The organism is Streptomyces sp. NPDC107575 (assembly GCF_055657265.1).
Window position 1 is genome coordinate 873,254 of sequence record NZ_JBVKBG010000004.1, and the last position, 21,388, is coordinate 894,641.

A 21,388-nucleotide genomic window follows, 5' to 3' on the forward strand; every position below is an offset into this window, starting at 1 on the left:
GGAAGCACTCGTGACCACCTGGACCGACCGAACCGCCGACCTCGCCGCAGGGCGACCGCTCTCGCTCTCGGCGCCGAGCGGCATCGACCGCGCGGCGCACCACCGCCTCGACGAGGCCTGGCTCGCCGCCGCGTGGAGCCACCCCACGACCCGCGTCTTCGTGGTCTCCGGCGGCCAGGCGCTGATCGACGAGACACCGGACGGCCGGACGGAACTGGTCATGACCCCGGCCTTCGAGGCGCCCCTCACCGAGGCCCATCGCTACTTCCTGGGGACCGACGAGGACGGCGTGAGCTACTTCGCGCTCCAGAAGGACACGCTTCCCGGGCGTATGGACCAGTCCGCGCGCCCCGCCGGCCTCCGCGAGGCGGGGATGCTGCTCTCGCAGCGGGACGCGGGCCTCATGGTGCACGCCGTCGCCCTGGAGAACTGGCAGCGGCTGCACCGTTTCTGCTCCCGCTGCGGCGAACGCACCGTCATCGCCGCCGCGGGCCACATCCGCCGCTGCCCGGCCTGCGGGGCCGAGCACTACCCGCGCACCGACCCGGCCGTGATCATGGCCGTGACGGACGAGCAGGACCGCATCCTGCTCGGCCGCCAGGTGCACTGGCCCGAAGGGCGCTTCTCGACGCTCGCCGGCTTCGTCGAGCCCGGTGAGTCCATCGAGCAGTCGGTGCGGCGAGAGGTCTTCGAGGAGGCGGGCGTCGTCGTCGGGGACGTCGAGTACGTCGCCAGCCAGCCCTGGCCGTTCCCGTCCAGCCTGATGCTCGGCTTCATGGCACACGCCACGTCCTTCGAGATCAACGTGGACGGCGACGAGATCCACGAGGCGCGCTGGTTCTCCCGCGAGGACCTGCGGACCGCCTTCGACTCCGGCGAGGTCATGCCTCCCTACGGGATCTCGATCGCGGCCCGGCTGATCGAGCTCTGGTACGGCAAGCCACTGCCGAAGCCCAGCGACGCGCTCTGAGTGATCTGCGGGCCCGCTGACCTCGTGGGAGGGTGGTCCCAGTAGCCCTGAAGGGGGCGAGGTCATGACCGGCTCCGCGGAACAGCGCAGGCGGGAAGAGGAAGCGGCGGCCCGGCGGCGCGAGTGGGCGCTCAGGCGCAGGGGCAACCAGGACATCACCGGCAACCGCGCGGCGAACCTGCTGGCGATGATCGTCCTGCTGGTCTTCCTCGCCGTGCTGGCCGTGGTGCTGGTCTTCTGACCGCAGAGACGAAAACGGCCGCGGGCAGCGGAAAGCCCCCGTACCCGTGGGCGGGCGGGGGCCGTTCGCTCGAAGCCGGCTGGATCAGGCGGCCATGGCCTGCTTGACCTGGGCCAGCGAGGGGTTCGTCATGACCGACTCGGTGCCGCTGTCGGACACCACGAGGAGCGTGGGGACCGTCTGGTTCCCGCCGTTCGCCTTCTCGACGAAGGCCGCGGACTGCGGGTCGTGCTCGATGTTGACCTCGGTGTACCCGATGCCCTCACGGTCCATCTGCTTCTTCAGCCGCTGGCAGTAGCCGCACCACGTGGTGCTGTACATCGTCACAGTGCCCGGCATTTCCTCGCGCTCCTTCGGTGGCTGGGGGTGCGTGTTCGCAAGTAGTCGAACGTACGCGACCCGGCGACCATTCCCGCACGTCGAACGCGTTAGTACGACTAACGCTCGACGCCTGTGGACAACGCGACGCATCCGTCCCCGCGGACCTGGCAGCATGGCGGGGTGACAGCAGCAACGCACTCCACCCTGTTCCCGCAGGTCCCGGAATCCGCCGACGCGGTGCTCGAGGGGCTCGACCCCGAGCAGCGCGCCGTGGCGACGGCCCTGCACGGTCCGGTGTGTGTGCTCGCGGGCGCGGGCACGGGCAAGACGCGGGCGATCACCCACCGCATCGCGTACGGCGTCCGCGCCGGGATCCTCCAGCCCAACACCGTCCTCGCCGTCACGTTCACCAACCGCGCCGCCGGCGAGATGCGCGGCCGGCTCAGGCAGCTCGGCGCCATGGGAGTACAGGCCCGCACCTTCCACTCCGCCGCCCTGCGCCAGCTCCAGTTCTTCTGGCCCAAGGCCGTCGGAGGGGAGCTGCCCCGACTCGTCGACCGCAAGATCCAGCTCGTCGCCGACGCCGCTGCCGCCTCTCGGCTGCGCCTGGACCGCGGTGAGCTGCGCGACGTGACCGCGGAGATCGAGTGGTCCAAGGTCACGCAGACCGTCCCCGGCGACTATGCCGCGGCGGTGCACAAGGCGGGCCGTGAGGCGCCCCGGCATCCCGCGGAGATCGCCCAGATCTACTCCGCGTACGAAACGCTCAAGCGGGACCGCTCCGTCATCGACTTCGAGGACGTGCTGCTGCTCACCGTCGGGATCCTCCAGGACCGGCAGGACATCGCCGAGCAGGTCCGCGCCCAGTACCAGCACTTCGTCGTCGACGAGTATCAGGACGTCAGCCCCCTCCAGCAGCGCCTGCTCGACCTGTGGCTCGGCGACCGCGACAGCCTCTGCGTCGTCGGCGACGCCAGCCAGACGATCTACTCCTTCACCGGGGCCACCCCCGACCATCTGCTCAACTTCCGCACGCGCCATCCCGGTGCCACCGTCGTCAAGCTGGTCCGTGACTACCGCTCCTCGCCCCAGGTCGTGCACCTCGCCAACGGGGTCCTGGAGCGGGCGAGCGGTCGCGCCGCCGAGCACCGCCTGGAGCTGATCTCGCAGCGCGAGGCGGGGCCCGAGCCGACCTACGTCGAGTACGCCGACGAGCCCTCCGAGGCCGAAGGCGCTGCAGGCCGCATCCGGGAGCTGATGGACGCCGGGGTGTCGGCCGGCGAGATCGCGATCCTGTTCCGGACGAACGGGCAGTCGGAGATCTACGAACAGGCCCTCGCCGACGCGGGCGTGCCCTACCTGCTGCGCGGTGCCGAGCGCTTCTTCGAGCGCGCCGAGGTCCGCAAGGCACACCACGAGCTGCGCGCGGCGGCCCGCTTCGGGGACAACGACGCGGGGCTCGACGAGGCCGTCGATCTGCCCTCCCAGGTCAGAGCCGTGCTGTCCGGAGCGGGCTGGACCAGCGAGCCGCCCGCGGGTTCCGGCGCCGTGCGGGACCGCTGGGAGTCGCTCGCGGCCATCGCCCGGCTCGCGGAGGACCTCGCGAGAGCCGAGCCCACCGCGCCCCTGAGCGCGTTCGTGGCGGAGCTCGACGCGCGGGCGAGCGCGCAGCACGCCCCGACCGTGGAGGGCGTCACCCTCGCCTCGCTGCACGCGGCGAAGGGCCTCGAGTGGGACGCGGTCTTCCTGGTCGGCCTCGCCGAGGGCATGATGCCGATCACCTACGCCAAGACCGACGAGCAGATCGAGGAGGAGCGGCGGCTCCTGTACGTCGGGGTGACCCGCGCGCGGCGCCATCTCGGTCTCTCCTGGGCGCTGTCCCGTTCGCCGGGCGGCCGGCCGAACCGCAGGCCGAGCCGTTTCCTCGACGGGCTGCGGCCGGGGTCCAAGGGAGTGGCGGGACGCGGGGCGAGTGCGGGACGCGGCGGCATCGAGTTCGGCACCCGTACGGGCACCCGCGAGTCGCCCGGCGGCACCTCACGCCCCAGGGGCGACCGGAAGGTGGCCCGCTGCCGCGTGTGCGGGCGCACCCTCGAGGCCGTGGAGATGAAGTTGATGCGCTGTGAGGACTGCCCGTCGGACATGGACGAGGGGCTGTACGAGCGACTGATCGAGTGGCGCGGCCGCACCGCGGAGGGTCTCGGCCAGCCCGCGTTCTGCGTCTTCACGGACAAGACCTTGATCGCCATCGCCGAGTCCGCCCCCGAGGACGCGGCCGAGCTGTCCCGCATCCCGGGCGTCGGACGCCGGAAGTTTCGGACGTACGGATCCGATGTTCTGGCTATTTGCGCAGGTCAGACGATTGACGATCAGATCGATGAGGAGGCGGGGGACGACTGATGCGAACTCGTCGAAAAAATAGTTTGCGCATGCCCCAACAATCCCCATAGGTTCTTAAGCACGAAAGCAGCGGCCTTCTCGGAGGCCCTGGTTCCGTGTTGTACTTGAAAGCCGTCGGATCGGTTCGCACCGGTCCCCGAGACGCCGAGAGGAGGCGATTCCAGTGATCAGCATCAACGCCAGCTCCATCAGCACCGCCAAAATGACCGATCTCTCGGTCGTCGCTTCCTGCCTGCTCGGCTCCTCGAACCTGGGCACCGGTCTGTCTGGCATCTCCGCCATCCGTCCGGAGTCCGGCCTGTCCCTCGCGGGTCTTCCCGTCCGCGAGCGCAATGAGCGACCGACCAAGGCACCGGAAGCAGTAGCGACGGCACAGGCTCAGGCCTATGCCTTTGCGGCGGCCGGTGCCGGATTCCGGAAGCAGACGACGCAGCACCACACGATGTGGGCCTTCCGTGGGCTCGAACCCTGGAGCGATCCAGCCTGACGACGATCAGGCCGGCGCCTTCAGGGCCGCGGAACCCCATCCGGGATCCGCGGCCCTTCTGTTTTCCCGAAAGATCCAGCGATCTTCCGAGGAACCAGAACGAAGGGGCCTCGGGACAAGAAAAGAACCCGGTACCGCCACCAACCGGCCCACCGGCCGGACGACCAGACGAGGAAGAAGACACCGTGCAACTCGAAGCGCACGCCCCGTCCGTACCGCCTTCAGGCCCTCTCTCCCCGCCCGTGTCCACGGAGGACTCCACCTTGAACCCGCTGACCGCGCTCACCGCGCTCGACGACGCCATCGAGAACCTCGACGTACCCGTCCCCTGCCGTGCCTATGACCCCGAGGTCTTCTTCGCGGAGTCGCCGGCGGACGTCGAGTACGCCAAGTCCCTCTGCCGTACCTGCCCGCTGATGGAGGCCTGCCTCGCCGGCGCCAAGGAGCGGCGTGAGCCGTGGGGCGTCTGGGGCGGAGAGCTGTTCGTCCAGGGCGTTGTCGTCGCCCGGAAGCGGCCGCGTGGCCGCCCGCGCAAGAACCCGGTCGTGGCATGAACACCCCCGGAACGATCGACCGCCCCCTCACGCACGACCCCAAGAAGCAGGCCCCGATGAAGCCGTTCACGAGCGAGCCCGAAGGCTCCGCGATCCCAGACTTCACCACCGCCGGCGCGAACGAGTCGCGCCAGAACAGGACCCGTCAGATGCAACTCATCCCAGAAGCCCTGGCTCGTGCGCATATGCACGACCAATTGAGGGCGTCCGAGAGCGAACGCCGGGCCGTGCGCCTGGCCACCGCCCGCCGGATGCAGCGCCGTGCCGAGCGCGCTTCGCTGCGTGCCCGGCGCGCGCTCGCCCAGGCCGTCATGCAGTAAGCGAACCCACGACCGGGTTCGTCGAATGTCGCCGCGACAGCGCGGCTGCTCCCCTCGGGGGCCGGTCCGAAGCGGACCGGCCCCCGAGGCGTGTGGCGCCCGGCGTTCATCGGCTCATCGCGTTATCGTCGCCGGGTGACGTCTCTTCCTGGCGGGGACTCCGCGCAGCAGCCCGACCACCAGACCCTCGCGTGCGCGCGCTGCGGCACGACCGTCCGGGAGCTGCCGCTGACCTGGACATGTTCCGTCGAGGGCGGTATCCGGCGGTACTTCTGCGACGCCTGCGCCCGGGAGAACATCAGGGCCATCGAGGGACGGCTCGACTCCGACTGGTGGTGATCAGGCCTCCGCCGCCGGCCACTCCTCGACCTCCGCCGCATCCCCGGTCGCAAAGCCCGGTACCCACGCCTCCAGTTCGTCCCGCAGCCGCACGGTGGCCCCGAGCTGGCACAGCACCCCGATCGTGCTGAGCGTCACCCGGTGTATCAGCAGATACGAAGGCGGCAGGTTGAGCTGCTTGCCCAGTTGGTGGGCGGGGGAGCGGGGATCGGCTATCCGGGCGGCCTGATTGCGCATCCAGGAGCGGGTGAACGTGAAGGCATCGACGCGGGCCGGCTCGATGATCGGCAGCAAGTAGTCGAGCACGGCGTCCGGTTCGAGCTCGATCGACTCCTTGACGAAGCCCTCCTCGCAGAGCAGCTCGTAGACTGCGTCCGCCTCGCCGTCCAGCGTTCTGCGCAGGGAGACGCCGATCGGCTCGGGCAGACCGCCGGGCAGCCTGTCGACCGTGCCGAAGTCGAGGACGCCGAGGCGCCAGCCGCCCTTCTCGTCCGGCAGCAGCCGGAAGTTGCCCGGGTGGGGGTCTGCGTGCAGCAGGCCCGTGCGCGCGGGCCCCGAGAAGAGGAAGCGGGCGAGCAGCTGACCCGCGCGATCGCGCTCGTCCTCGCTGCCGTTGTCGATGACCTCGGCGAGCGGCGTTCCGTCGATCCACTCCGTCACCAGCACCTGCTCGCACTGGTGCACCACGTGCGGCACCACGACGTCGGGGTCCTCGTCGAACTCCTCCGCGTGGGCCCGCTGGGCCTGGGCCTCCAGCGCGTAGTCCAGCTCCTCGGAGACCCGGTCGCGCAGCTCGGTGATGAGCGGCTTGATGTCCATGCCCGGGACGAGCGGGCCCAACAGGCGCGCGAAGCGGCTCAGTTGGCCGAGGTCCGACAGCAGGGCCTCGCCCGCCCCCGGGTACTGCACCTTCACGGCGACCTCGCGGCCGTCGTGCCACACGGCGCGATGCACCTGCCCGATCGACGCCGCGGCCGAGGGCTTGTCGTCGAACTCGAGGAACAGCTCGCGCCATTGCTCGCCGAGCCGCTCGTCGAGAACCGCGTGCACGGTGCGGGTCGGCATCGGAGGCGCGGCTTCCTGAAGCTTCGTCAGGGCGGCGCGATACGGGCCCGCGACGTCCTCCGGGAGGGCGGACTCGAAGACGGACAGCGCCTGCCCGAACTTCATGGCCCCGCCCTTGAGCTCACCGAGCACCTTGAACAGCTGCTCCGCCGTGCGCTGCTGCAGTTCCCGCCCGACGAGCTCGGCCGACTTGCCGCCGATGCGTCTGCCGATGCCCCAGGTCGCGCGGCCCGCGAAGCCGATCGGCAGCGCTGCCAGCTTGGCGGTACGGGTAACCGCCTTCCGGGGAAGATCAGACATACACCCCTCCAAATGCCGAACAGCCATGCCGCGCATGCCCGGGTGCCGTAGTACCGACAGCCATTGCCTACCCCGCCATTGTGTCGTGCGGCACTGCGTCCTCGGAGACCTCCTGCCCGTTACCTCCCTCACCCGCACCGCACGGGCACTGCGGATGTGGCCACACCGGCCGGGCGTGCCAGTCGAGCCCCGGTGCGGCAGCCTCCCAGCGGGCGCCCGTGCTCGACGGCAACTCCCCGTCGAGGAAGGCCAGTCCATGCGCCGCGGCGAGTCCCGCGACAGCGGTGGCAAGGCCCAGGTCACAGGCCTGCACCTGACGGCCGGCCGGCCCCGAACTCCACTGGGCGAGCAGCCGGGGCCAGGTGGGATCCCGGTCCGTGCGCCCGAGGAGCAGGCAGTGCGCACAGCCGGTCCCACCGGGCAGCACCAACGGCCCGACCACGCCTGTGGCCTCGACGACGCCCGCGTACAGGTGGGGAATGCCGGCCCCCAGCAGGTCCTCGACCGCGGCCGGGTCGGGGGAGTGGACCGCCAGTCCGTCACGCGGGGCGACGATCACGAGGGAGAGCGGGGGTGCTTCGGGATCCGGCTCCGCGAGGCGCTCCGGGGCCGGCCTGCGCCGGTCGGGGCGCGGTGGCCTGGCAGGCGCCATCGAGCGCACCGCCCGACGGGCCGACACGTCCCGGCGCTCGCCCGTCGATTCCACCGGATGCCCGCCCGGTGCCACGTCCCATGGCTCGACGCATCCGCCGTCCCGCACATCGACATGGCCGATGCCCGCGGACGCGAGCACAGAGGCGATGACCGCACCCACTCGTCCGGCACCTCTCACCTGGACCCGCATCGCGCGCCGGGCGGCCAACTTCAGTATCGCTTCGGCCGGTTCCGAGGTCGTGACCGTCAGGGCGGCATGGTCGGGACGGAGCCGGTCCAGCACGCGCGTCTGCTTGCGCAGCTCCACGGCCGGAGCACCGCCGCCGGTCGCGTCGTCGAGGAGCCCCGCTCCGCTCAGCCGCTCCAGGAGCGCGTCCACGTGGCCGTCCGGAAGGCCCATCCGCTGGGCCTCCTGCCGCAGGAGCGGGACCCCGCGGGTGCCGTCGAGCAGTGTCAGGAAGCTGCCGGTGGCCGTGTCGACCGGCCCGAGCACCACCGCGTGCGCCGGCGTCAGTCCGAACTGCACCGTGTTCAGGTCGTGCCAGCCGCGCCGCAGGGCCGGTTTCAGGATCGGATGCATGGCTGTCCCCCGTACTGTGCCGACGGTGTCGTTCCCGTCGATCGACCGCCAGCATGCCCGGGCGGCCGGATCCGTGCGGAAAGTTGTCCACAGGCTGTGGGTGATAGTCGTACTAACCGAGGGGCGGATCGCGGGGCCGCACCGAAGACTTCCGGAGGCGGGACTTCCGCACGGTCCAGCGGGTAACGTCGGGGCGTGTCCGCCGACCCACTGCACCGTGCCACCAAGACGCAGCGCAGCACGACCAGCCCGCCCTCAGGCGGCCTGGGGGCGAGCGCGGTCGAGGTGCGCAGAAGCTCCCGGCGTCGCAGGACCGTCTCCGCGTACCGCGAGGGAGATCGCACCGTGGTGCTCATCCCGGCGCGCATGTCGGAGGCCGAGGAGAAGCGCTGGGTGGGCGTCATGCTCGACAAGCTGGCCGCCCAGGAGAGCAAGCGGGTGCTCGGCGACACCGAGCTGGCGGACCGCGCCGAGCGGCTGTCGGACCAGTACCTCGAGGGGAAGGCCCGCCCCGCTTCGGTGCGTTGGGTCACGAACCAGAACACCCGATGGGGCTCGTGCACTCCGGCGGAGGGCAGCATCCGGCTCTCCCACCGGCTGCAGGGCATGCCCGAGTACGTCGTCGACTACGTGCTCATCCATGAGCTCGCGCACCTGTTGGTCCCCGGCCACGGGCCGCGGTTCTGGAGGCTCCTGGAGGCGTATCCGCGCACGGAGCGGGCGCGTGGATATCTCGAAGGAGTGGTCGCCGCCGACCGGCTCCCGCACCTGCCCGCCGCGCGCGGCGACTGATCGCCTTTCCGCGCGGCTTCTGTACCAGGGGTGTACCGATTTCTCTCAGTGTCGGTGTTTGCGGATAGCCTGGCGCGACGCAATCACCATCGGGATGGGGGACGGTCGTTACGCATGGCCAGGGAATTCCAACGCGGCCACAAGGCCAAGATCAGTGACCTCACCGCAGGCACGGATCTGTACGTGGGTGTACAGATCACCGGCCCCGGACTGAGCTTCGACATCAGCTGTTTCGGCCTCGACGCCGAGGAGCGGTTGTCCGACGACCGGTACTTCGTCTTCTTCAACCAGCCGAAAACGCCCGAGGAGTCCGTCCAGCTGCTGGGCGCACAGGCCGGTGACACCGAATCCTTCCGCGTCACACTCGACAAGATCCCCGCGAGCATCCAAAAGCTTTCGTTCACCGCGACCATCGACGGTGCGGGGCAGATGTCGCAGGTCGCTCCCGGATACATCCGTATCGTCGCCGGTGGTGAGGAAGTCGCGCGCTATTCCTTCCATGGTGGTGAGTTCTCCACCGAGCGTGCGGTGATGCTGGGCGATTTCTATCTGAAGGACGTGTGGCGGTTCGCCGCTGTCGGGCAGGGCTTCGACGGAGGTCTTGACGCGCTGCTGAGGAACTTCGGTGGCGAGGTCGCCGAGGAGGAGCCCGCGGCCGCGCCGCAGCAGGAGGCGGCGCCCGGCTTCGCTGCTCCCGGCTTCGCGCCCCCCGCTCAGGCCGCCGCACCGCCGGCCTTCGGTGCTCCCGCGGCCCCGGCGGCGCCCGCTCCGGCCCCCGCCCCGACTCCCGAGCCGACGCCGCAGAACGTCGCACCGGCGCAGGCGCCCACGCCCCCGCCGGCCCCCGCGCCTTCGGTGCACGCGGCGCCCACCATCGCCGCCCCGCTCGCTACGCCGCCCGGCACGGTCCCGCCTCCGCCGGCCCCGGCGCCGAGCGCTCCGAGCCCGTACGACCAGCAGCCGCCCCAGCAGCCGCAGTTCGGGCAGGTCCCCGGCCAAGGGGGCGCGACGCTGCCGCCCGGCTACGGCCAGCAGCCCCAGACGCCGCCCGCTCCGCAGGGCTTCGGGCAGCAGCCTCCGACGCCGCTCGCCCAGCCGGTCTTCGGTCAGGCCCCGGCCCAGCAGGGCATCCCGCAGCAGGCCGCCGCGCCGGGCGTGGCCGCCGCTCTGGAGAAGTACCGCGAGGCCCCCACGGGTCAGCGCTGGACGCTCCAGAACAAGAAGCTGATCCGCGTCGACCTCGGCGCGAGCGGAGACCAGCCCGTCCTCGCCCGCCAGGGCAGCATGGTGCTCTACCAGGGCAAGGTCGAGTTCAGCTACAAGGGCGCCGGATTCGCCGGCCGCATCGTGGGCAACGCCACCGGCCAGGAGATGCAGCTGATGCGCTGCTCCGGCCGCGGCCAGGTCTTCTTCGCGGAAGAGGCCACCCATGTGCACCCCATCGAGCTCCAGGGAGACGCGATCTGCGTCTCCGCGGAGAACGTCCTCGCGTTCGACGAGAGCTTGCAGCACGAAGTGCGCAGGATCGAAGGGCACGGCATCCCCGGAGGAGCCCTGTTCGTGCTCCAGTTCCAGGGCACCGGGACGGTCGTCGTGAAGACCCACGGCACGCCCGTCGTGCTGCCGGTCACGCCCACGACGTTCGCCGACTCCAACGCCGTCGTGGCCTGGTCCGCGGCCGCGCAGGCGATCGTCTCCAACCAGGTCCGCATGCGCCGCAACGCCTACCCGGGCGACAGCGGCGAAGGCGTCAACCTGCAGTTCCGGGGCGCACCCGGCAACTTCATCGTCGTCCAGCCGTACGAGGTCTGAGGGAGCCCGTCATGAACCAGCCGCTCGCGGGCTTCGCCCCGACCCCGGTAGCCGCCCGCATGGAGAACCACGGCAGCAACATGCTGAAGGTCGCCATGCAGACCGGAAACGACCTCTTCGCGCGCGTGGGCTCGATGGTCGCCTACGAAGGGTTCGTCCAGTACGAGCCCAACCCGCCCGCCGTCCGCCAGATCGCCCGCGACTGGATGACCGGCGAGGGCGCGCCCCTCATGAAGTGCTCCGGTGACGGCCTGCTCTACCTCGCCGACTACGGCGCCGACGTCGTCGTCATCAACCTCGGCGGCGAGTCGATCTCCGTCAACGGCACCAACCTCCTCGCCTTCGACGCACACCTCCAGTGGGGCGTCGAGCGCGTCAAGGGCCTCGCCAAGTTCACGGGGCAGGGCCTGTGGAACATCACGGTCAGCGGCCAGGGACACGTCGCGCTGACCTCCCGCGGCACCCCCATCGTGGTCGACTGCGGCCGCGGCGAGGACGAGACGTATGTGGACCCCGACGCGCTCATCGCCTGGTCGCCGAGTCTCAAGGTGAAGGGCAAGCGCAGCTTCCGGGCCGGCTCGCTCATCGGGCGCGGCAGCGGCGAGGCCTACCAGATGGGCTTCTCCGGGGAAGGCATCGTCGTCGTACAGCCCAGTGAGGACAGCACCGACCGCCTCCGAGTCCGGGGCTGAGGGGGAACGAGCACACCATGCAGAGTCCGCTTTTCGCGCACACCGAGCAGCAGACCCAGGAGCGCTACACGGTGCAGAACCCGCAGATGCTGCGGGTCGCCCTGGAGGGCCATGACGACATCCTCGCCCGCAAGGGCGCGATGGTCGCCTACCAGGGGCTGATGGAGTTCGACGGCGAGTACCAGACGTCCGGACAGCAGCGCGCCCGCGCGCACACCGGCGAGGGCCTCAGCCTGATGCGCTGCCACGGGCAGGGCACCGTCTACCTGGCGAACCTCGCCCAGTACATCCACGTAGTGGATGTCGAACAGGACGGCCTGACCGTCGACAGCAGCTACGTGCTGGCGATGGACTCGTCGCTGCACCACGAGGTCGTCGCCGTGGACAGCCAGTTCGGCATCTCCGGCTCGGGCAAGTACCAGCTCAACATCACCGGGCAGGGCAAGGTCGCGCTGATGACGTCCGGCCAGCCGCTGATGCTCCGGGTCACGCCCGACCAGTACGTCAACGCGGACGCGGACGCCATCGTCGCCTGGTCCACCGGGCTGCGGGTGCAGATGCAGGCGCAGACGCACTCGTCCGGCGTCTGGCGGCGCCGGGGCAACACCGGCGAGGGCTGGGAGCTCAGCTTCATGGGCAGCGGTTACGCGCTGGTCCAGCCGAGCGAGCTGCTGCCGCCGCAGCACGCGGCGGTCGGTGGAGGCCTCGCCGCGCAGTACGGGATGGGGCAGCAGGGCGCCCGCGGTCAGAACCAGGGGAACGTCTGGAGCTGACGCCTCCGTAAGAGCATGTGTAAGGGGCGGTCGCCAATGGCGACCGCCCCTTACACATGGGGTGCGTCAGAGCCGCGCCCGCGTGGCCTCCACGAGACGGACGACGGACGCGTCGGCGACGTCCGCCACCTCGTCGTAGCCGAACCAGCGCAGGTCCAGGGACTCGTCGCTGATCGCTTCCGTGGCGTCCGCCGGGGCGAGCGCCGCGTACTGCACGTCCAGGTGCTGGGTGCAGGGCCCCGGAATCGGGTGCCGGTCCAGGCGGACCGGGCCGCCCTCGAGGAGCGTGAGGCCGGGGATGCCCGACTCCTCCGTCGCCTCGCGCAGGGCCGCGGCCCGCAGCGTCGGGTCGTCCTGCTCGCAGTGCCCGCCCATCTGAAGCCACATCTGCAGCTTCTTGTGGAGCGTGAGCAGCACGCGCCCGCGCGCGGGGTCGACGACCAGGGCGCTCGCCGTGATGTGCCCCGCGGTGCAGGGCTTCCACAAGCCGTCGGCGCCGTGCTCCGACAGATGGTCCAGATAGACCTGGCGCAGGTCCGGCTGGTCCTCGTAGCCCTTGAGCACGAGGACCGTGTCGTCGTACAGGCTCACTTGTCGGAGTCGCCCTCGCTCTTGTCGCCCTCGCCCTGGCCGTCCTGGTCGTCCTGGTCCTTCTTCAGGTCCGGCTTCTCGGTGGAGCGGCCGCTCGCCGCCTCGCCGAGCATCTTGTCGATCTCGGAGAAGTCCAGCTGCTCGTCGCGGTGCACGAAGCCGTCCGGGTCGTCCAGGTCGGACGCCGTCGGCAGCATGTCCGGGTGCGCCCACAGGCCGTCACGCCCGTCCACACCGCGCGCGTCCGTGAGCGAGGCCCACAGGCGCGAGGCGTCGCGCAGGCGCCGCGGACGCAGCTCCAGGCCGATCAGCGTCGCGAACGTCTGCTCCGCGGGACCGCCGGTCGCACGGCGGCGGCGCAGCGTCTCGCGCAGCGCGTCGGCGGACGACAGGCGCGGCTTCGCGGCCGCGTGGACCACCGCGTCGACCCAGCCTTCGACGAGCGCGAGAGCCGTCTCCAGGCGGGCCAGAGCGGCCTTCTGCTCCGGGGAGTCCTCCGGCTGGAACATGCCCTGCTGGAGCGCTTCCTGGATCTGCTCGGGGTTCTGCGGGTCGAACTGGCCGACCACGTCCTCCAGCTTCGAGGTGTCGACCTTGATCCCGCGCGCGTACCCGTCGACAGCGCCGAACAGGTGCGAGCGCAGCCACGGCACGTGCGAGAACAGCCGCTGGTGGGCCGCCTCGCGCAGCGCCAGGTAGAGCCGGACCTCCTCCATGGGGACGCCGAGGTCCTTGCCGTACGACTCGATGTTCAGCGGCAGCAGCGCGGCCTTGCCGGCCGGGGCCAGGGGCAGGCCGATGTCCGTGGACCCGACGACCTCGCCCGCGAGCACGCCGATGGCCTGACCGATCTGCTGGCCGAACATGGCGCCGCCCATGGAGCGCATCATGCCGATCAGCGGGCCCGCCATGGCCTGCATCTCCTCGGGCAGCACATCGCCCATGGCCATGCCGACGCGCTCGGCGACCGGGTCGACGAGCTCCTTCCACACCGGGAGGGTCGCCTCGACCCACTCGGCGCGGCTCCAGGCCACCGACGAGTGCGCGCCCGAGGGCAGCGACGTCGCGTCGTCCAGCCACAGGTCGGCCAGGCGCACGGCCTCCTCGACCGCGGTGCGCTCGGCGGGGCCCACGCTGGCGTCCTTGACGCCGTCCTGCGTGCCCTGCGAGACCGTCTGGCGGGCGATGTCCTTGGCCATGTCCCAGTTCACCGGGCCGCCCTCGTACGAGAGCATCTGTCCGAGCTGCTGGAAGGCCGCCCCCAGATCGTTCGGATTCATCGAGCCGAACATGGCCGCGAACGGGTTGTCCCCGCCCTCGCCTCCCGGGCCGCCCGCGCCGGGCAGGCCCGGGAACCCGAATCCGAACGGGCCGGCCGGTCCCTGACCGCCACCGCCCTGCTGGTCCTTCTTCTTGCCCTCGTCGCCGTCGTCCGGCTCCTCCGGCGGAAGGCCGAAACCGAATGGGGTGTCACTCACGGGATTCCTCGGCTGGTTGGGCCGCCGGTTTCTTGGCCCGGCGGCGACTGCCCGACTACACACCCAGCGTAGACACCATGACCGGATCGGGCCTCAGTGCTTCGCCGACGAATGGCCTGCGGCAGGATGGATGCCTCCTGGTACGTACGCGTCATACAGGTACGTACTGAAGACAACCGCTGGAGACGCCCGGTGAGTTCCCCAGATCCGCAGGTTCGCGCAGCGCGAAACCCTTCGTCCAAATCCGCCGTCCGCGGCCCCGTCGTCGCGGTCACCGGTGCCGCGTCCGGCATCGGCGCCCTGCTCACCGAGCGGCTCGCCGCGTCGGACGAGATCAAGCAGGTCCTCGCCATCGACGAGCGGCGCGGCGAGTGCGCGTCCGCGACCTGGCACGTCCTGGACGTGCGGGACCCGGCCATCGCCGAGAAGCTGCGCGGCGCCGACGTCGTCGTGCACCTGGCCCTCGACCTCGACCTGGAGTCCGACCCCGCGGCCCGCACCGCGTACAACGTGCGGGGCACCCAGACGGTGCTCACGGCCGCGGCCGCCGCAGGCGTGCACCGCGTCGTCCTGTGCACCTCGACGATGGTCTACGGAGCCCTCGAGGACAACGAGCTCCCGCTCGCCGAGGACGCGGAACTGCGCGCCACCGCCGAGGCGACCGGGGTCGGCGACCTCTTGGAGGTCGAGCGGCTCGCCCGCCGTGCCCCGCGCGCGCATCCGGGCCTGAACGTCACCGTGGTGCGCCCCGCGGTGCTCGTCGGCGGCACGGACACCGCGCTCACCAGGTACTTCGAGTCGCCGCGCCTCCTTGTGGTGGCCGGTTCGCGGCCCGCCTGGCAGTTCTGCCACGTGGACGACCTGTGCAGCGCCCTGGAGCACGCGGCCCTGGAGAGGGTCGACGGGGAGCTCGCAGTCGGCTGCGACGGCTGGCTGGAGCAGGAGGAGGTCGAGGAGCTCAGCGGCATCCGGCGCATGGAGCTGCCCTCCGCGGTCGCCCTGGGCGCGGCGGCCCGGCTGCACCGGATCGGCCTGACGCCGTCCCCGGCGGGCGACCTCGCCTACACGATGTACCCGTGGGTGGTCAGCGGGAGCAGGCTGCACGAATCCGGGTGGCGACCCCAGTGGACCAACGAGGAGGTCCTCGCGGAACTGCTCGAGGAGGTCGCGGGCCGGCGCACCGTGGCGGGCCGGCGCCTCGGACGCAAGGACGCGACGGCGGCCGGTGCCGCGGGCGCGACCGTCGCTCTGCTGGGCACGGCGGCCGTGGTGCGGCGCGTGCGGAAGGCGCGACGGCGCATCTGACACGGACCGACCGCACGGCCCACCTGTAGGAGGCTCCAACCCCGTACGCGCGCGTGCCGGTCGAAAACGCTATTCACGGTTGTCGGCGGCGTGCGGCACGATGAGGGCATGGCACCCACCCAGCACGAGCACCCCGGCGAGCACGCGGCACAGGACCCCATCAAGCTGCTCGCCGTCCGAGAGACGCCGCTCTCCGTGGACGAGGTCTTCACGGCCGTCGGTGACGACGCCGCGGGAGGCACGGCGCTCTTCGTGGGGACCGTGCGCAATCACGACGGCGGGGCCGACGTGGACAAGCTCGGCTACTCCTGCCATCCGACCGCCGAGGCGGAGATGCGGCGCGTCGCGGAGAAGGTCGTCGCCGAGTACCCCGTGCGCGCCCTGGCGGCCGTGCACCGAGTCGGTGATCTGACCGTGGGCGATCTCGCGGTCGTCGTCGCCGTGTCCTGCCCGCACCGGGGCGAGGCCTTCGAGGCCTGCCGCAAGCTCATCGACGACCTGAAGCACGAAGTGCCGATCTGGAAGCACCAGACCTTCTCGGACGGGACGGAGGAGTGGGTGGGAGCCTGCTGAGGCTCCAGTTGCGTAACCGCCCCCCTGCGGCGAGCGTTGGGACTGCGGATGGTTAATCTGCTGATACGTCAGTGGCAGTCGCTCATGGGGTCGGGAGGTCGGCATGGCAGCGCTCCTGTGGTTGCTCATTCCGGTTGTCGCTGCGGTGGCTGCCGGGTTCTGGGGCATCTGGGCCGGCCGCCAGCGTCACAAGACCGGTGACGTCACCGAACTCAGTGGCTACGCGCGCTTCCGCGAGGCGATGGAGAAGTCGCACCAGGGCACCTGACGGGCCCGGCCCCACAGGTGCGCCCACAGCGTCGTCCCGTACTGTCGTTCCATGCCACGCCGCACTGCGACGATGCTCGCCTCGACCCTGATTCTGATCGCGCTCTTGTGCGCGGGGGTACTCATCAAAGTGCCCTACGCGGAGATGTCGCCGGGACCGACGGTGAACACGCTCGCGGACCACGGCGGCGAACCCGTCATCCAGATCAACGGCCACAAGACGTACGACGCGTCGGGCCACCTGAACATGACGACGGTCCGGGTCACCAGCGCCGACTACAACATGAACCTGGTGTCGGCCGTCTACGGGTGGCTCGCGCACGACAGCATCGTGGTGCCGCACGAGACGCTCTACCCGGACGGTCAGACCGAGCAGCAGTCCTCGCAGCAGAACGCCGAGGAGTTCAGCCAGTCCCAGGAGAGCGCCAAGGTCGCGGCGCTGCACGAGCTGGGCATCCCCGTGAAGTCCTGGGTGATCGTCTCCAGCGTCGTCAAGGACAGCCCGGCCCAGGGCAGGCTGCACGCCGGTGACGTCATCAAGGCCGTCGACGGCACCAAGGTCACCAGGCCCACCGACGTCGCCAAGCTCGTCACCAAGCACAAGCCCGGCGAGAACGTCGTCTTCACGGTCGTGCCCGTCAAGGAGGCGGCCGCCGCCGAGAAGGCGGGCAAGACGGCGACCCGCACGGAGAACGTGACGATCAAGACGGAGAAGGCCGAGGACGACCGCGCGATCGTCGGCATCCAGGCCGGGACCGACCACACCTTCCCGTTCGAGATCGACATCAAGCTCGCCGACGTGGGCGGCCCGAGCGCGGGCCTGATGTTCTCCCTCGGCATCGTCGACAAGCTCACCTCGGACGATCTGACCGGCGGCAAGTTCGTGGCCGGCACCGGCACGATCGACGAGGACGGCAAGGTCGGCCCGATCGGCGGCATCGGCATGAAGACCGTCGGCGCGCGCGACAAGGGCGCCCAGTACTTCCTGACGCCGAAGGACAACTGCGCCACCGCGGCCAAGGACACCCCGGACGGGCTGACGCTGGTCAAGGTGAACACCCTGGACGACGCGATGGACGCCCTCAAGGACATCCGCAGCGGCAACACGGCGGACCTGCCCACGTGCACGGCCAAGGGCTGAGCGAGCGCAAACACCGCTCTACGTAGAGCGCAAACACCGCACTACGTAGAGCGCAAACACCGCACTACGTAGAGGGGCGCCACCGGATCCGACCGGTGGCGCCCCTCTACGTAGCCGAGGAAAAGCTCACTCGGCGAACGTCACCGACAGGGCCTCCGCGAGACCCGGTACGAGATTCGAGCCCGTGAGGACCTCGGTCGTCGCGTCCTTCTCGCGCAGCCGCAGCGCCGAGTCGCGGGTGCCGTCGCGCAGTACGCCGACCGTCATGCGGACCTCCTGGCGGTCCGGGTGCTCGGAGACCCACTTCGTGAGCTTCTTGCCGCTCAGGCCCTCCGGGACGGAGGCCTCCGCGGACGGCGGCAGCATCAGGCGCTCGACCGTCAGCGCACAGCCCACGACGGCGTCGGGCCACGCGATGGTGCCGAGGAACTCGTCCAGCGGCTTACCGGCAGGGATCTCGTCCTGCTCGATCGGGGTGAGGCCGGGGGCCTCCTGCTCGTCCTCGAGCCCGAGCTGGGCCGCGAGAGCGGGTTCCTGGGCGCGCAGCGCGGCCGTGTCGACGAGGGCGAAGAGGCGAGCGGGCTGGTCCCAGCCGAGACCGGCGGCGTACTCGTCGATCTCGAGAACGGCTCGGGTGAGGGGGCTCGCTGCCATGGGAGTGTTGGACATGGTCACAATCCTGCCTCGTTCCTGCCCCGAACCGGGAACTGAGTAAAGCGTGAGTAAGTTGCATAGGTGATGGGTCCGCGATCTCGGGGGCCCGACCGACCGATCGAATACCGAACTTCGAGGTGCACACCTTGGCTTTCCAGATGCCGGACCGCGGCGGGGGCCCGACGGGTCCGCGGATCAGAGTCGGCCGACCCTCCCGGCGTGCCCGAACGCTTTTGTTGACGCTGGGCGTCCTGGCCGTGCTCGGCATGGCCTTCGTCATGTTCGCCGGATTCTGGACCGATTGGCTCTGGTACCGCTCGGTCAAGTTCTCGTCCGTCTTTACGACCCAACTGTGGACGAAGATCGGGCTCTTCTTCGTCTTCGGCCTGCTGATGGCGCTCGCCGTCGGGGTGAACGTGTGGCTGGCGCACCGGCTGCGCCCGCCGCTGAGCGCCATGTCGATGGAGCAGCAGAGCCTCGATCGCTACCGGATGGGCATCGCGCCCTTCAAGCGATGGCTGCTCGTCGGCGTCACCGCCCTCGTGGGCCTGATCGCGGGAGCCTCGGCCGCCAGCCAGTGGCGTACGTGGCTGATGTTCGTGAACGGCGTGCCGTTCAACCAGAAGGACCCGCAGTTCCACATGGACGTGTCCTTCTACGCGTTCGATCTGCCCTGGTACCGCTTCCTGCTCGGCTTCGGGTTCGCGGCGGCGGTCATCGGCCTGGTCGCCGCGGCGCTGACGCACTACCTGTACGGCGGCCTGCGGATCACCAGCCCGGGCGCGCGTGCCACGGCCGCGGCGACGGGGCACCTCTCCGTGCTGCTGGGCGTTTTCGTGGCCCTGAAGGCGGTCGCGTACTGGCTCGACCGGTACGGGCTGGCGGTGAAGCAGAGCGACTTCAAGGCGACGGACAACTGGACGGGCCTCAGGTACGTCGACGCGAACGCGTATCTGCCGGCGAAGACGATCCTGTTCTGCATCGCCGTCATCTGCGCGATCCTCTTCTTCGCGACCCTGTGGCGGCGCACCTGGCAGCTGCCGGTCATCGGCTTCGGCCTGATGGTGCTCTCGGCGATCCTGATCGGCGGCCTGTACCCGGCCATCGTCCAGAAGTTCCAGGTCCAGCCGAACGAGCAGTCCAAGGAAGCCCCGTACATCACGAAGAACATCGAGGCGACCCGTAAGGCGTACGGCATCGACAAGGCCAAGCCCGTGGACTACAAGGGCAAGGGTTCGGACGACGCCAAGAAGCAGCGGACGGAGTCCGACTCGGCGGCCAGCTACCGGCTGAACGACCCGAACATCGTCTCGCCGACCTTCCAGCAGCTCGAACAGCAGCGGAAGTACTACCAGTTCCCGACGACCCTGGACGTGGACCGGTACAAGGGCCAGGACACCGTCGTCGGCCTGCGCGAGCTGAACCTGAGCAAGCTCGACAAGCGCAACTGGATCAACGACCACTTCGTCTACACGCACGGCTACGGCGCCGTGACGGCGAAGGGCACGGCGACCTCCGGCGGCGCCCCGCAGTTCACCGAGTCGGGCCTGCCGACCACCGGCGACCTCGGGGACTACAACCAGCGCATCTACTACGGCGAGAAGACCTCGCAGTACTCGATCGTCGGCGGGCCGCAGAAGGAGCTGGACTACGAGCAGGACGACGGCACCCAGAAGACGACCAGTTACAAGGGCAAGGGCGGCGTCAATCTGGCGAACCCGCTCAACCGCGCCGCGTACGCCGTCGCCTTCAGCGAGCCGCAGATCCTGTACTCGGGAGCCATCGGTGAGGGCTCGCGGATCCTCTACAACCGCACTCCCAAGGAGCGCGTCGAGGCCGTCGCGCCGTGGCTGACGATCGACGGGGACCCGTATCCGACGGTCGTGAACGGCAAGATCAAGTGGGTCATCGACGCCTACACGACGTCGAACGGCTATCCCTACGCGTCCCGTACGACGCTGGGCGACAGCACCGCCGACTCGCTCAACGAGGCGGACAGCCAGCGCGCCGTGGTGGCCCAGCAGAACCAGGTCAACTACATCCGCAACTCGGTGAAGGCGACCGTCGACGCGGGCACGGGCGAGGTCAAGCTCTACACGTGGGACGACAAGGACCCGGTCCTCAAGACCTGGAAGAAGGCGTTCCCCGGCACGGTCGAGCCCAAGAGCGCGATCCCGGCCTCCTTGAAGGAGCACCTGCGCTACCCGCAGGACATGTTCAAGGTGCAGCGTGAGCTGCTGAGCCTCTACCACGTGACGAACTCGAACCAGTTCTACAACGCGTCCGACGCGTGGCAGGTGCCGAACGACCCGACCAAGAAGGACAACAGCGCGGTCCCGCCGTACTACCTGTCCATGAAGATGCCGGGTCAGACCAGTCAGCAGTTCTCGCTGACGACGACGTTCACGCCGAGCGGCAGGCCCAACCTGAGAGCGTTCATGGCGGTCGACGCCGACGCGACCAGTAAGGACTACGGCGCCATAAGGCTCCTCAGAGTCACCGAGGACAAGGTCGCGGGACCCGAGCAGGTGCAGAACACGCTCAACTCCTCGAACACCGTGGCCAACTGGGTGCGCGACATGAAGGGTGCCGACTCGACGGTCCTGTACGGCAATCTGCTGACGGTGCCGCTCGACAAGGGCTTCCTCTACGTAGAGCCGATCTACGCCCAGGGCCGCAATGCCGAGTACCCCCTCATGCGCAAGGTCGCGGTCAGCTACGGGAACAAGATCGGGTTCGCGGACTCCTTGCCCGAGGCGCTCAACCAGGCCTTCGACGTGAAGGGCGACTCCCCGGCGGAGCCGGAGAAGCCCGGCGGGGACACGAGCGAGACGCCGGAGAACTCGACGGTGAAGGAAGCGCTCGCGGACGCGGACGAGGCCTTCAAGGACGGCCAGAAGGCCCTGAAGGACAACGACTGGACCGCCTACGGCGAGGCCCAGGACCGGCTGCAGGACGCTCTGCAGCGGGCCGAGGACGCGCAGAACAAGGCGGACAAGGCGGCAGCGGACAACAAGAACGACAAGAACAGCGACAAGGAGGCGGCCGGCGGCTGACTGGTCAAGTGACCCCTCCGCGC

General features: G+C 70.1%; 22 protein-coding genes. 16 read left to right on the forward strand and 6 right to left on the reverse strand.

Going from position 1 to position 21,388, the window contains the following annotated elements; all coding sequences use genetic code 11:
• Positions 1 to 10: 10 nt before the first annotated feature.
• Positions 11 to 970, forward strand: coding sequence for an NAD(+) diphosphatase (gene nudC, locus ACZ7L4_RS23640; RefSeq protein ID WP_422409573.1), 960 nt, complete (start codon positions 11 to 13; stop codon positions 968 to 970).
• Positions 971 to 1,034: 64 nt separating this feature from the next.
• Positions 1,035 to 1,211, forward strand: coding sequence for a hypothetical protein (locus ACZ7L4_RS23645; protein WP_472105260.1), 177 nt, complete (start codon positions 1,035 to 1,037; stop codon positions 1,209 to 1,211).
• Between the two features lie 84 nt (positions 1,212 to 1,295).
• Here the strand turns inward: ACZ7L4_RS23645 and ACZ7L4_RS23650 are convergent, their stop codons facing one another.
• Positions 1,296 to 1,550 (reverse strand): glutaredoxin domain-containing protein, encoded by a 255-nt coding sequence (locus tag ACZ7L4_RS23650; RefSeq protein ID WP_450811012.1) that lies wholly within the window; start codon positions 1,548 to 1,550, stop codon positions 1,296 to 1,298.
• A gap of 162 nt (positions 1,551 to 1,712) precedes the next feature.
• Between ACZ7L4_RS23650 and ACZ7L4_RS23655 the strand changes: the two genes are divergently transcribed.
• From ACZ7L4_RS23655 to ACZ7L4_RS23675, 5 genes are all read left to right on the forward strand, one after another.
• Positions 1,713 to 3,932: an ATP-dependent DNA helicase UvrD2 gene (locus ACZ7L4_RS23655; RefSeq protein WP_472105262.1), complete on the forward strand. Its 2,220-nt coding sequence runs from the start codon at positions 1,713 to 1,715 to the stop codon at positions 3,930 to 3,932.
• A gap of 163 nt (positions 3,933 to 4,095) precedes the next feature.
• Positions 4,096 to 4,419: a hypothetical protein gene (locus ACZ7L4_RS23660; protein ID WP_472105264.1), complete on the forward strand. Its 324-nt coding sequence runs from the start codon at positions 4,096 to 4,098 to the stop codon at positions 4,417 to 4,419.
• A 185-nt stretch (positions 4,420 to 4,604) separates the two neighbouring features.
• Positions 4,605 to 4,973 (forward strand): WhiB family transcriptional regulator, encoded by a 369-nt coding sequence (locus tag ACZ7L4_RS23665; protein WP_399237289.1) that lies wholly within the window; start codon positions 4,605 to 4,607, stop codon positions 4,971 to 4,973.
• The gene (locus ACZ7L4_RS23670) at positions 4,970 to 5,293 is read left to right on the forward strand and encodes a hypothetical protein (protein WP_472105266.1); all 324 of its coding nucleotides are present in this window, start codon (positions 4,970 to 4,972) and stop codon (positions 5,291 to 5,293) included. Before ACZ7L4_RS23665 ends, ACZ7L4_RS23670 begins: the two co-directional genes overlap by 4 nt.
• Positions 5,294 to 5,428: 135 nt before the next feature.
• Positions 5,429 to 5,632: a hypothetical protein gene (locus ACZ7L4_RS23675; RefSeq protein ID WP_450811008.1), complete on the forward strand. Its 204-nt coding sequence runs from the start codon at positions 5,429 to 5,431 to the stop codon at positions 5,630 to 5,632.
• On the opposite strand, the gene ACZ7L4_RS23680 is transcribed toward ACZ7L4_RS23675, so the two are convergent.
• Both ACZ7L4_RS23680 and ACZ7L4_RS23685 read right to left on the reverse strand, forming a co-directional pair.
• Positions 5,633 to 6,997, reverse strand: coding sequence for an ABC1 kinase family protein (locus ACZ7L4_RS23680; protein ID WP_472105268.1), 1,365 nt, complete (start codon positions 6,995 to 6,997; stop codon positions 5,633 to 5,635).
• Positions 6,998 to 7,064: 67 nt separating this feature from the next.
• Positions 7,065 to 8,231 (reverse strand): ThiF family adenylyltransferase, encoded by a 1,167-nt coding sequence (locus tag ACZ7L4_RS23685; RefSeq protein ID WP_472105270.1) that lies wholly within the window; start codon positions 8,229 to 8,231, stop codon positions 7,065 to 7,067.
• 195 nt (positions 8,232 to 8,426) lie between these two features.
• Here ACZ7L4_RS23685 and ACZ7L4_RS23690 point away from each other — a divergent pair, with 195 nt between their 5' ends.
• The 4 genes from ACZ7L4_RS23690 to ACZ7L4_RS23705 all read left to right on the forward strand — a co-directional run bounded on the left by ACZ7L4_RS23690 (position 8,427) and on the right by ACZ7L4_RS23705 (position 12,300).
• Positions 8,427 to 9,023, forward strand: coding sequence for a M48 metallopeptidase family protein (locus tag ACZ7L4_RS23690; protein ID WP_472105272.1), 597 nt, complete (start codon positions 8,427 to 8,429; stop codon positions 9,021 to 9,023).
• Between the two features lie 114 nt (positions 9,024 to 9,137).
• Positions 9,138 to 10,835 carry a TerD family protein gene (locus ACZ7L4_RS23695; RefSeq protein ID WP_472105274.1) on the forward strand — a complete coding sequence of 566 codons (1,698 nt, stop codon included), beginning with the start codon at positions 9,138 to 9,140 and terminating at the stop codon, positions 10,833 to 10,835.
• 11 nt (positions 10,836 to 10,846) lie between these two features.
• Complete coding sequence (locus tag ACZ7L4_RS23700) at positions 10,847 to 11,527, forward strand: AIM24 family protein (RefSeq protein ID WP_266713860.1); 681 nt, start codon at positions 10,847 to 10,849, stop codon at positions 11,525 to 11,527.
• 17 nt (positions 11,528 to 11,544) lie between these two features.
• Positions 11,545 to 12,300 (forward strand): AIM24 family protein, encoded by a 756-nt coding sequence (locus ACZ7L4_RS23705; protein ID WP_472105275.1) that lies wholly within the window; start codon positions 11,545 to 11,547, stop codon positions 12,298 to 12,300.
• Between the two features lie 66 nt (positions 12,301 to 12,366).
• Here ACZ7L4_RS23705 and ACZ7L4_RS23710 read toward each other — a convergent pair whose 3' ends face one another.
• Positions 12,367 to 12,891, reverse strand: coding sequence for an NUDIX hydrolase (locus ACZ7L4_RS23710; RefSeq protein ID WP_472105277.1), 525 nt, complete (start codon positions 12,889 to 12,891; stop codon positions 12,367 to 12,369).
• Positions 12,888 to 14,369 (reverse strand): zinc-dependent metalloprotease, encoded by a 1,482-nt coding sequence (locus ACZ7L4_RS23715; protein ID WP_472105278.1) that lies wholly within the window; start codon positions 14,367 to 14,369, stop codon positions 12,888 to 12,890. The genes ACZ7L4_RS23710 and ACZ7L4_RS23715 overlap by 4 nt, the downstream gene beginning before the upstream one ends.
• A 192-nt stretch (positions 14,370 to 14,561) precedes the next feature.
• Between ACZ7L4_RS23715 and ACZ7L4_RS23720 the strand changes: the two genes are divergently transcribed.
• The 4 genes from ACZ7L4_RS23720 to ACZ7L4_RS23735 all read left to right on the forward strand — a co-directional run bounded on the left by ACZ7L4_RS23720 (position 14,562) and on the right by ACZ7L4_RS23735 (position 17,655).
• On the forward strand, positions 14,562 to 15,674 hold the full coding sequence (locus ACZ7L4_RS23720; RefSeq protein ID WP_472105280.1) for an SDR family oxidoreductase: 1,113 nt from the start codon (positions 14,562 to 14,564) through the stop codon (positions 15,672 to 15,674).
• Between the two features lie 108 nt (positions 15,675 to 15,782).
• Positions 15,783 to 16,247, forward strand: a complete 465-nt coding sequence (locus ACZ7L4_RS23725) for a molybdenum cofactor biosynthesis protein MoaE (protein ID WP_472105282.1) — start codon at positions 15,783 to 15,785, stop codon at positions 16,245 to 16,247.
• Between the two features lie 103 nt (positions 16,248 to 16,350).
• Positions 16,351 to 16,515, forward strand: a complete 165-nt coding sequence (locus tag ACZ7L4_RS23730; protein ID WP_266713872.1) for a hypothetical protein — start codon at positions 16,351 to 16,353, stop codon at positions 16,513 to 16,515.
• Between the two features lie 51 nt (positions 16,516 to 16,566).
• Complete coding sequence (locus tag ACZ7L4_RS23735; protein WP_472105283.1) at positions 16,567 to 17,655, forward strand: YlbL family protein; 1,089 nt, start codon at positions 16,567 to 16,569, stop codon at positions 17,653 to 17,655.
• Positions 17,656 to 17,781: 126 nt separating this feature from the next.
• On the opposite strand, the gene ACZ7L4_RS23740 is transcribed toward ACZ7L4_RS23735, so the two are convergent.
• On the reverse strand, positions 17,782 to 18,324 hold the full coding sequence (locus ACZ7L4_RS23740) for a PPA1309 family protein (protein ID WP_472105285.1): 543 nt from the start codon (positions 18,322 to 18,324) through the stop codon (positions 17,782 to 17,784).
• Between the two features lie 143 nt (positions 18,325 to 18,467).
• Here ACZ7L4_RS23740 and ACZ7L4_RS23745 point away from each other — a divergent pair, with 143 nt between their 5' ends.
• Positions 18,468 to 21,365, forward strand: a complete 2,898-nt coding sequence (locus ACZ7L4_RS23745) for a UPF0182 family membrane protein (RefSeq protein ID WP_472105659.1) — start codon at positions 18,468 to 18,470, stop codon at positions 21,363 to 21,365.
• Positions 21,366 to 21,388 lie beyond the last annotated feature (23 nt).

Bases quoted from the DNA above. Each gene is read 5' to 3' on its own strand.
- ACZ7L4_RS23645 (WP_472105260.1), top strand. From the start codon at position 1,035: ATGACCGGCTCCGCGGAACAGCGCAGGCGGGAAGAGGAAGCGGCGGCC.
- ACZ7L4_RS23650 (WP_450811012.1), bottom strand. From the start codon at position 1,550: ATGCCGGGCACTGTGACGATGTACAGCACCACGTGGTGCGGCTACTGC.
- ACZ7L4_RS23670 (WP_472105266.1), top strand. From the start codon at position 4,970: ATGAACACCCCCGGAACGATCGACCGCCCCCTCACGCACGACCCCAAG.
- ACZ7L4_RS23680 (WP_472105268.1), bottom strand. From the start codon at position 6,997: ATGTCTGATCTTCCCCGGAAGGCGGTTACCCGTACCGCCAAGCTGGCA.
- ACZ7L4_RS23685 (WP_472105270.1), bottom strand. From the start codon at position 8,231: ATGCATCCGATCCTGAAACCGGCCCTGCGGCGCGGCTGGCACGACCTG.
- ACZ7L4_RS23695 (WP_472105274.1), top strand. From the start codon at position 9,138: ATGGCCAGGGAATTCCAACGCGGCCACAAGGCCAAGATCAGTGACCTC.
- ACZ7L4_RS23700 (WP_266713860.1), top strand. From the start codon at position 10,847: ATGAACCAGCCGCTCGCGGGCTTCGCCCCGACCCCGGTAGCCGCCCGC.
- ACZ7L4_RS23705 (WP_472105275.1), top strand. From the start codon at position 11,545: ATGCAGAGTCCGCTTTTCGCGCACACCGAGCAGCAGACCCAGGAGCGC.
- ACZ7L4_RS23725 (WP_472105282.1), top strand. From the start codon at position 15,783: ATGGCACCCACCCAGCACGAGCACCCCGGCGAGCACGCGGCACAGGAC.
- ACZ7L4_RS23730 (WP_266713872.1), top strand. From the start codon at position 16,351: ATGGCAGCGCTCCTGTGGTTGCTCATTCCGGTTGTCGCTGCGGTGGCT.
- ACZ7L4_RS23735 (WP_472105283.1), top strand. From the start codon at position 16,567: ATGCCACGCCGCACTGCGACGATGCTCGCCTCGACCCTGATTCTGATC.
- ACZ7L4_RS23740 (WP_472105285.1), bottom strand. From the start codon at position 18,324: ATGTCCAACACTCCCATGGCAGCGAGCCCCCTCACCCGAGCCGTTCTC.
- ACZ7L4_RS23745 (WP_472105659.1), top strand. From the start codon at position 18,468: ATGCCGGACCGCGGCGGGGGCCCGACGGGTCCGCGGATCAGAGTCGGC.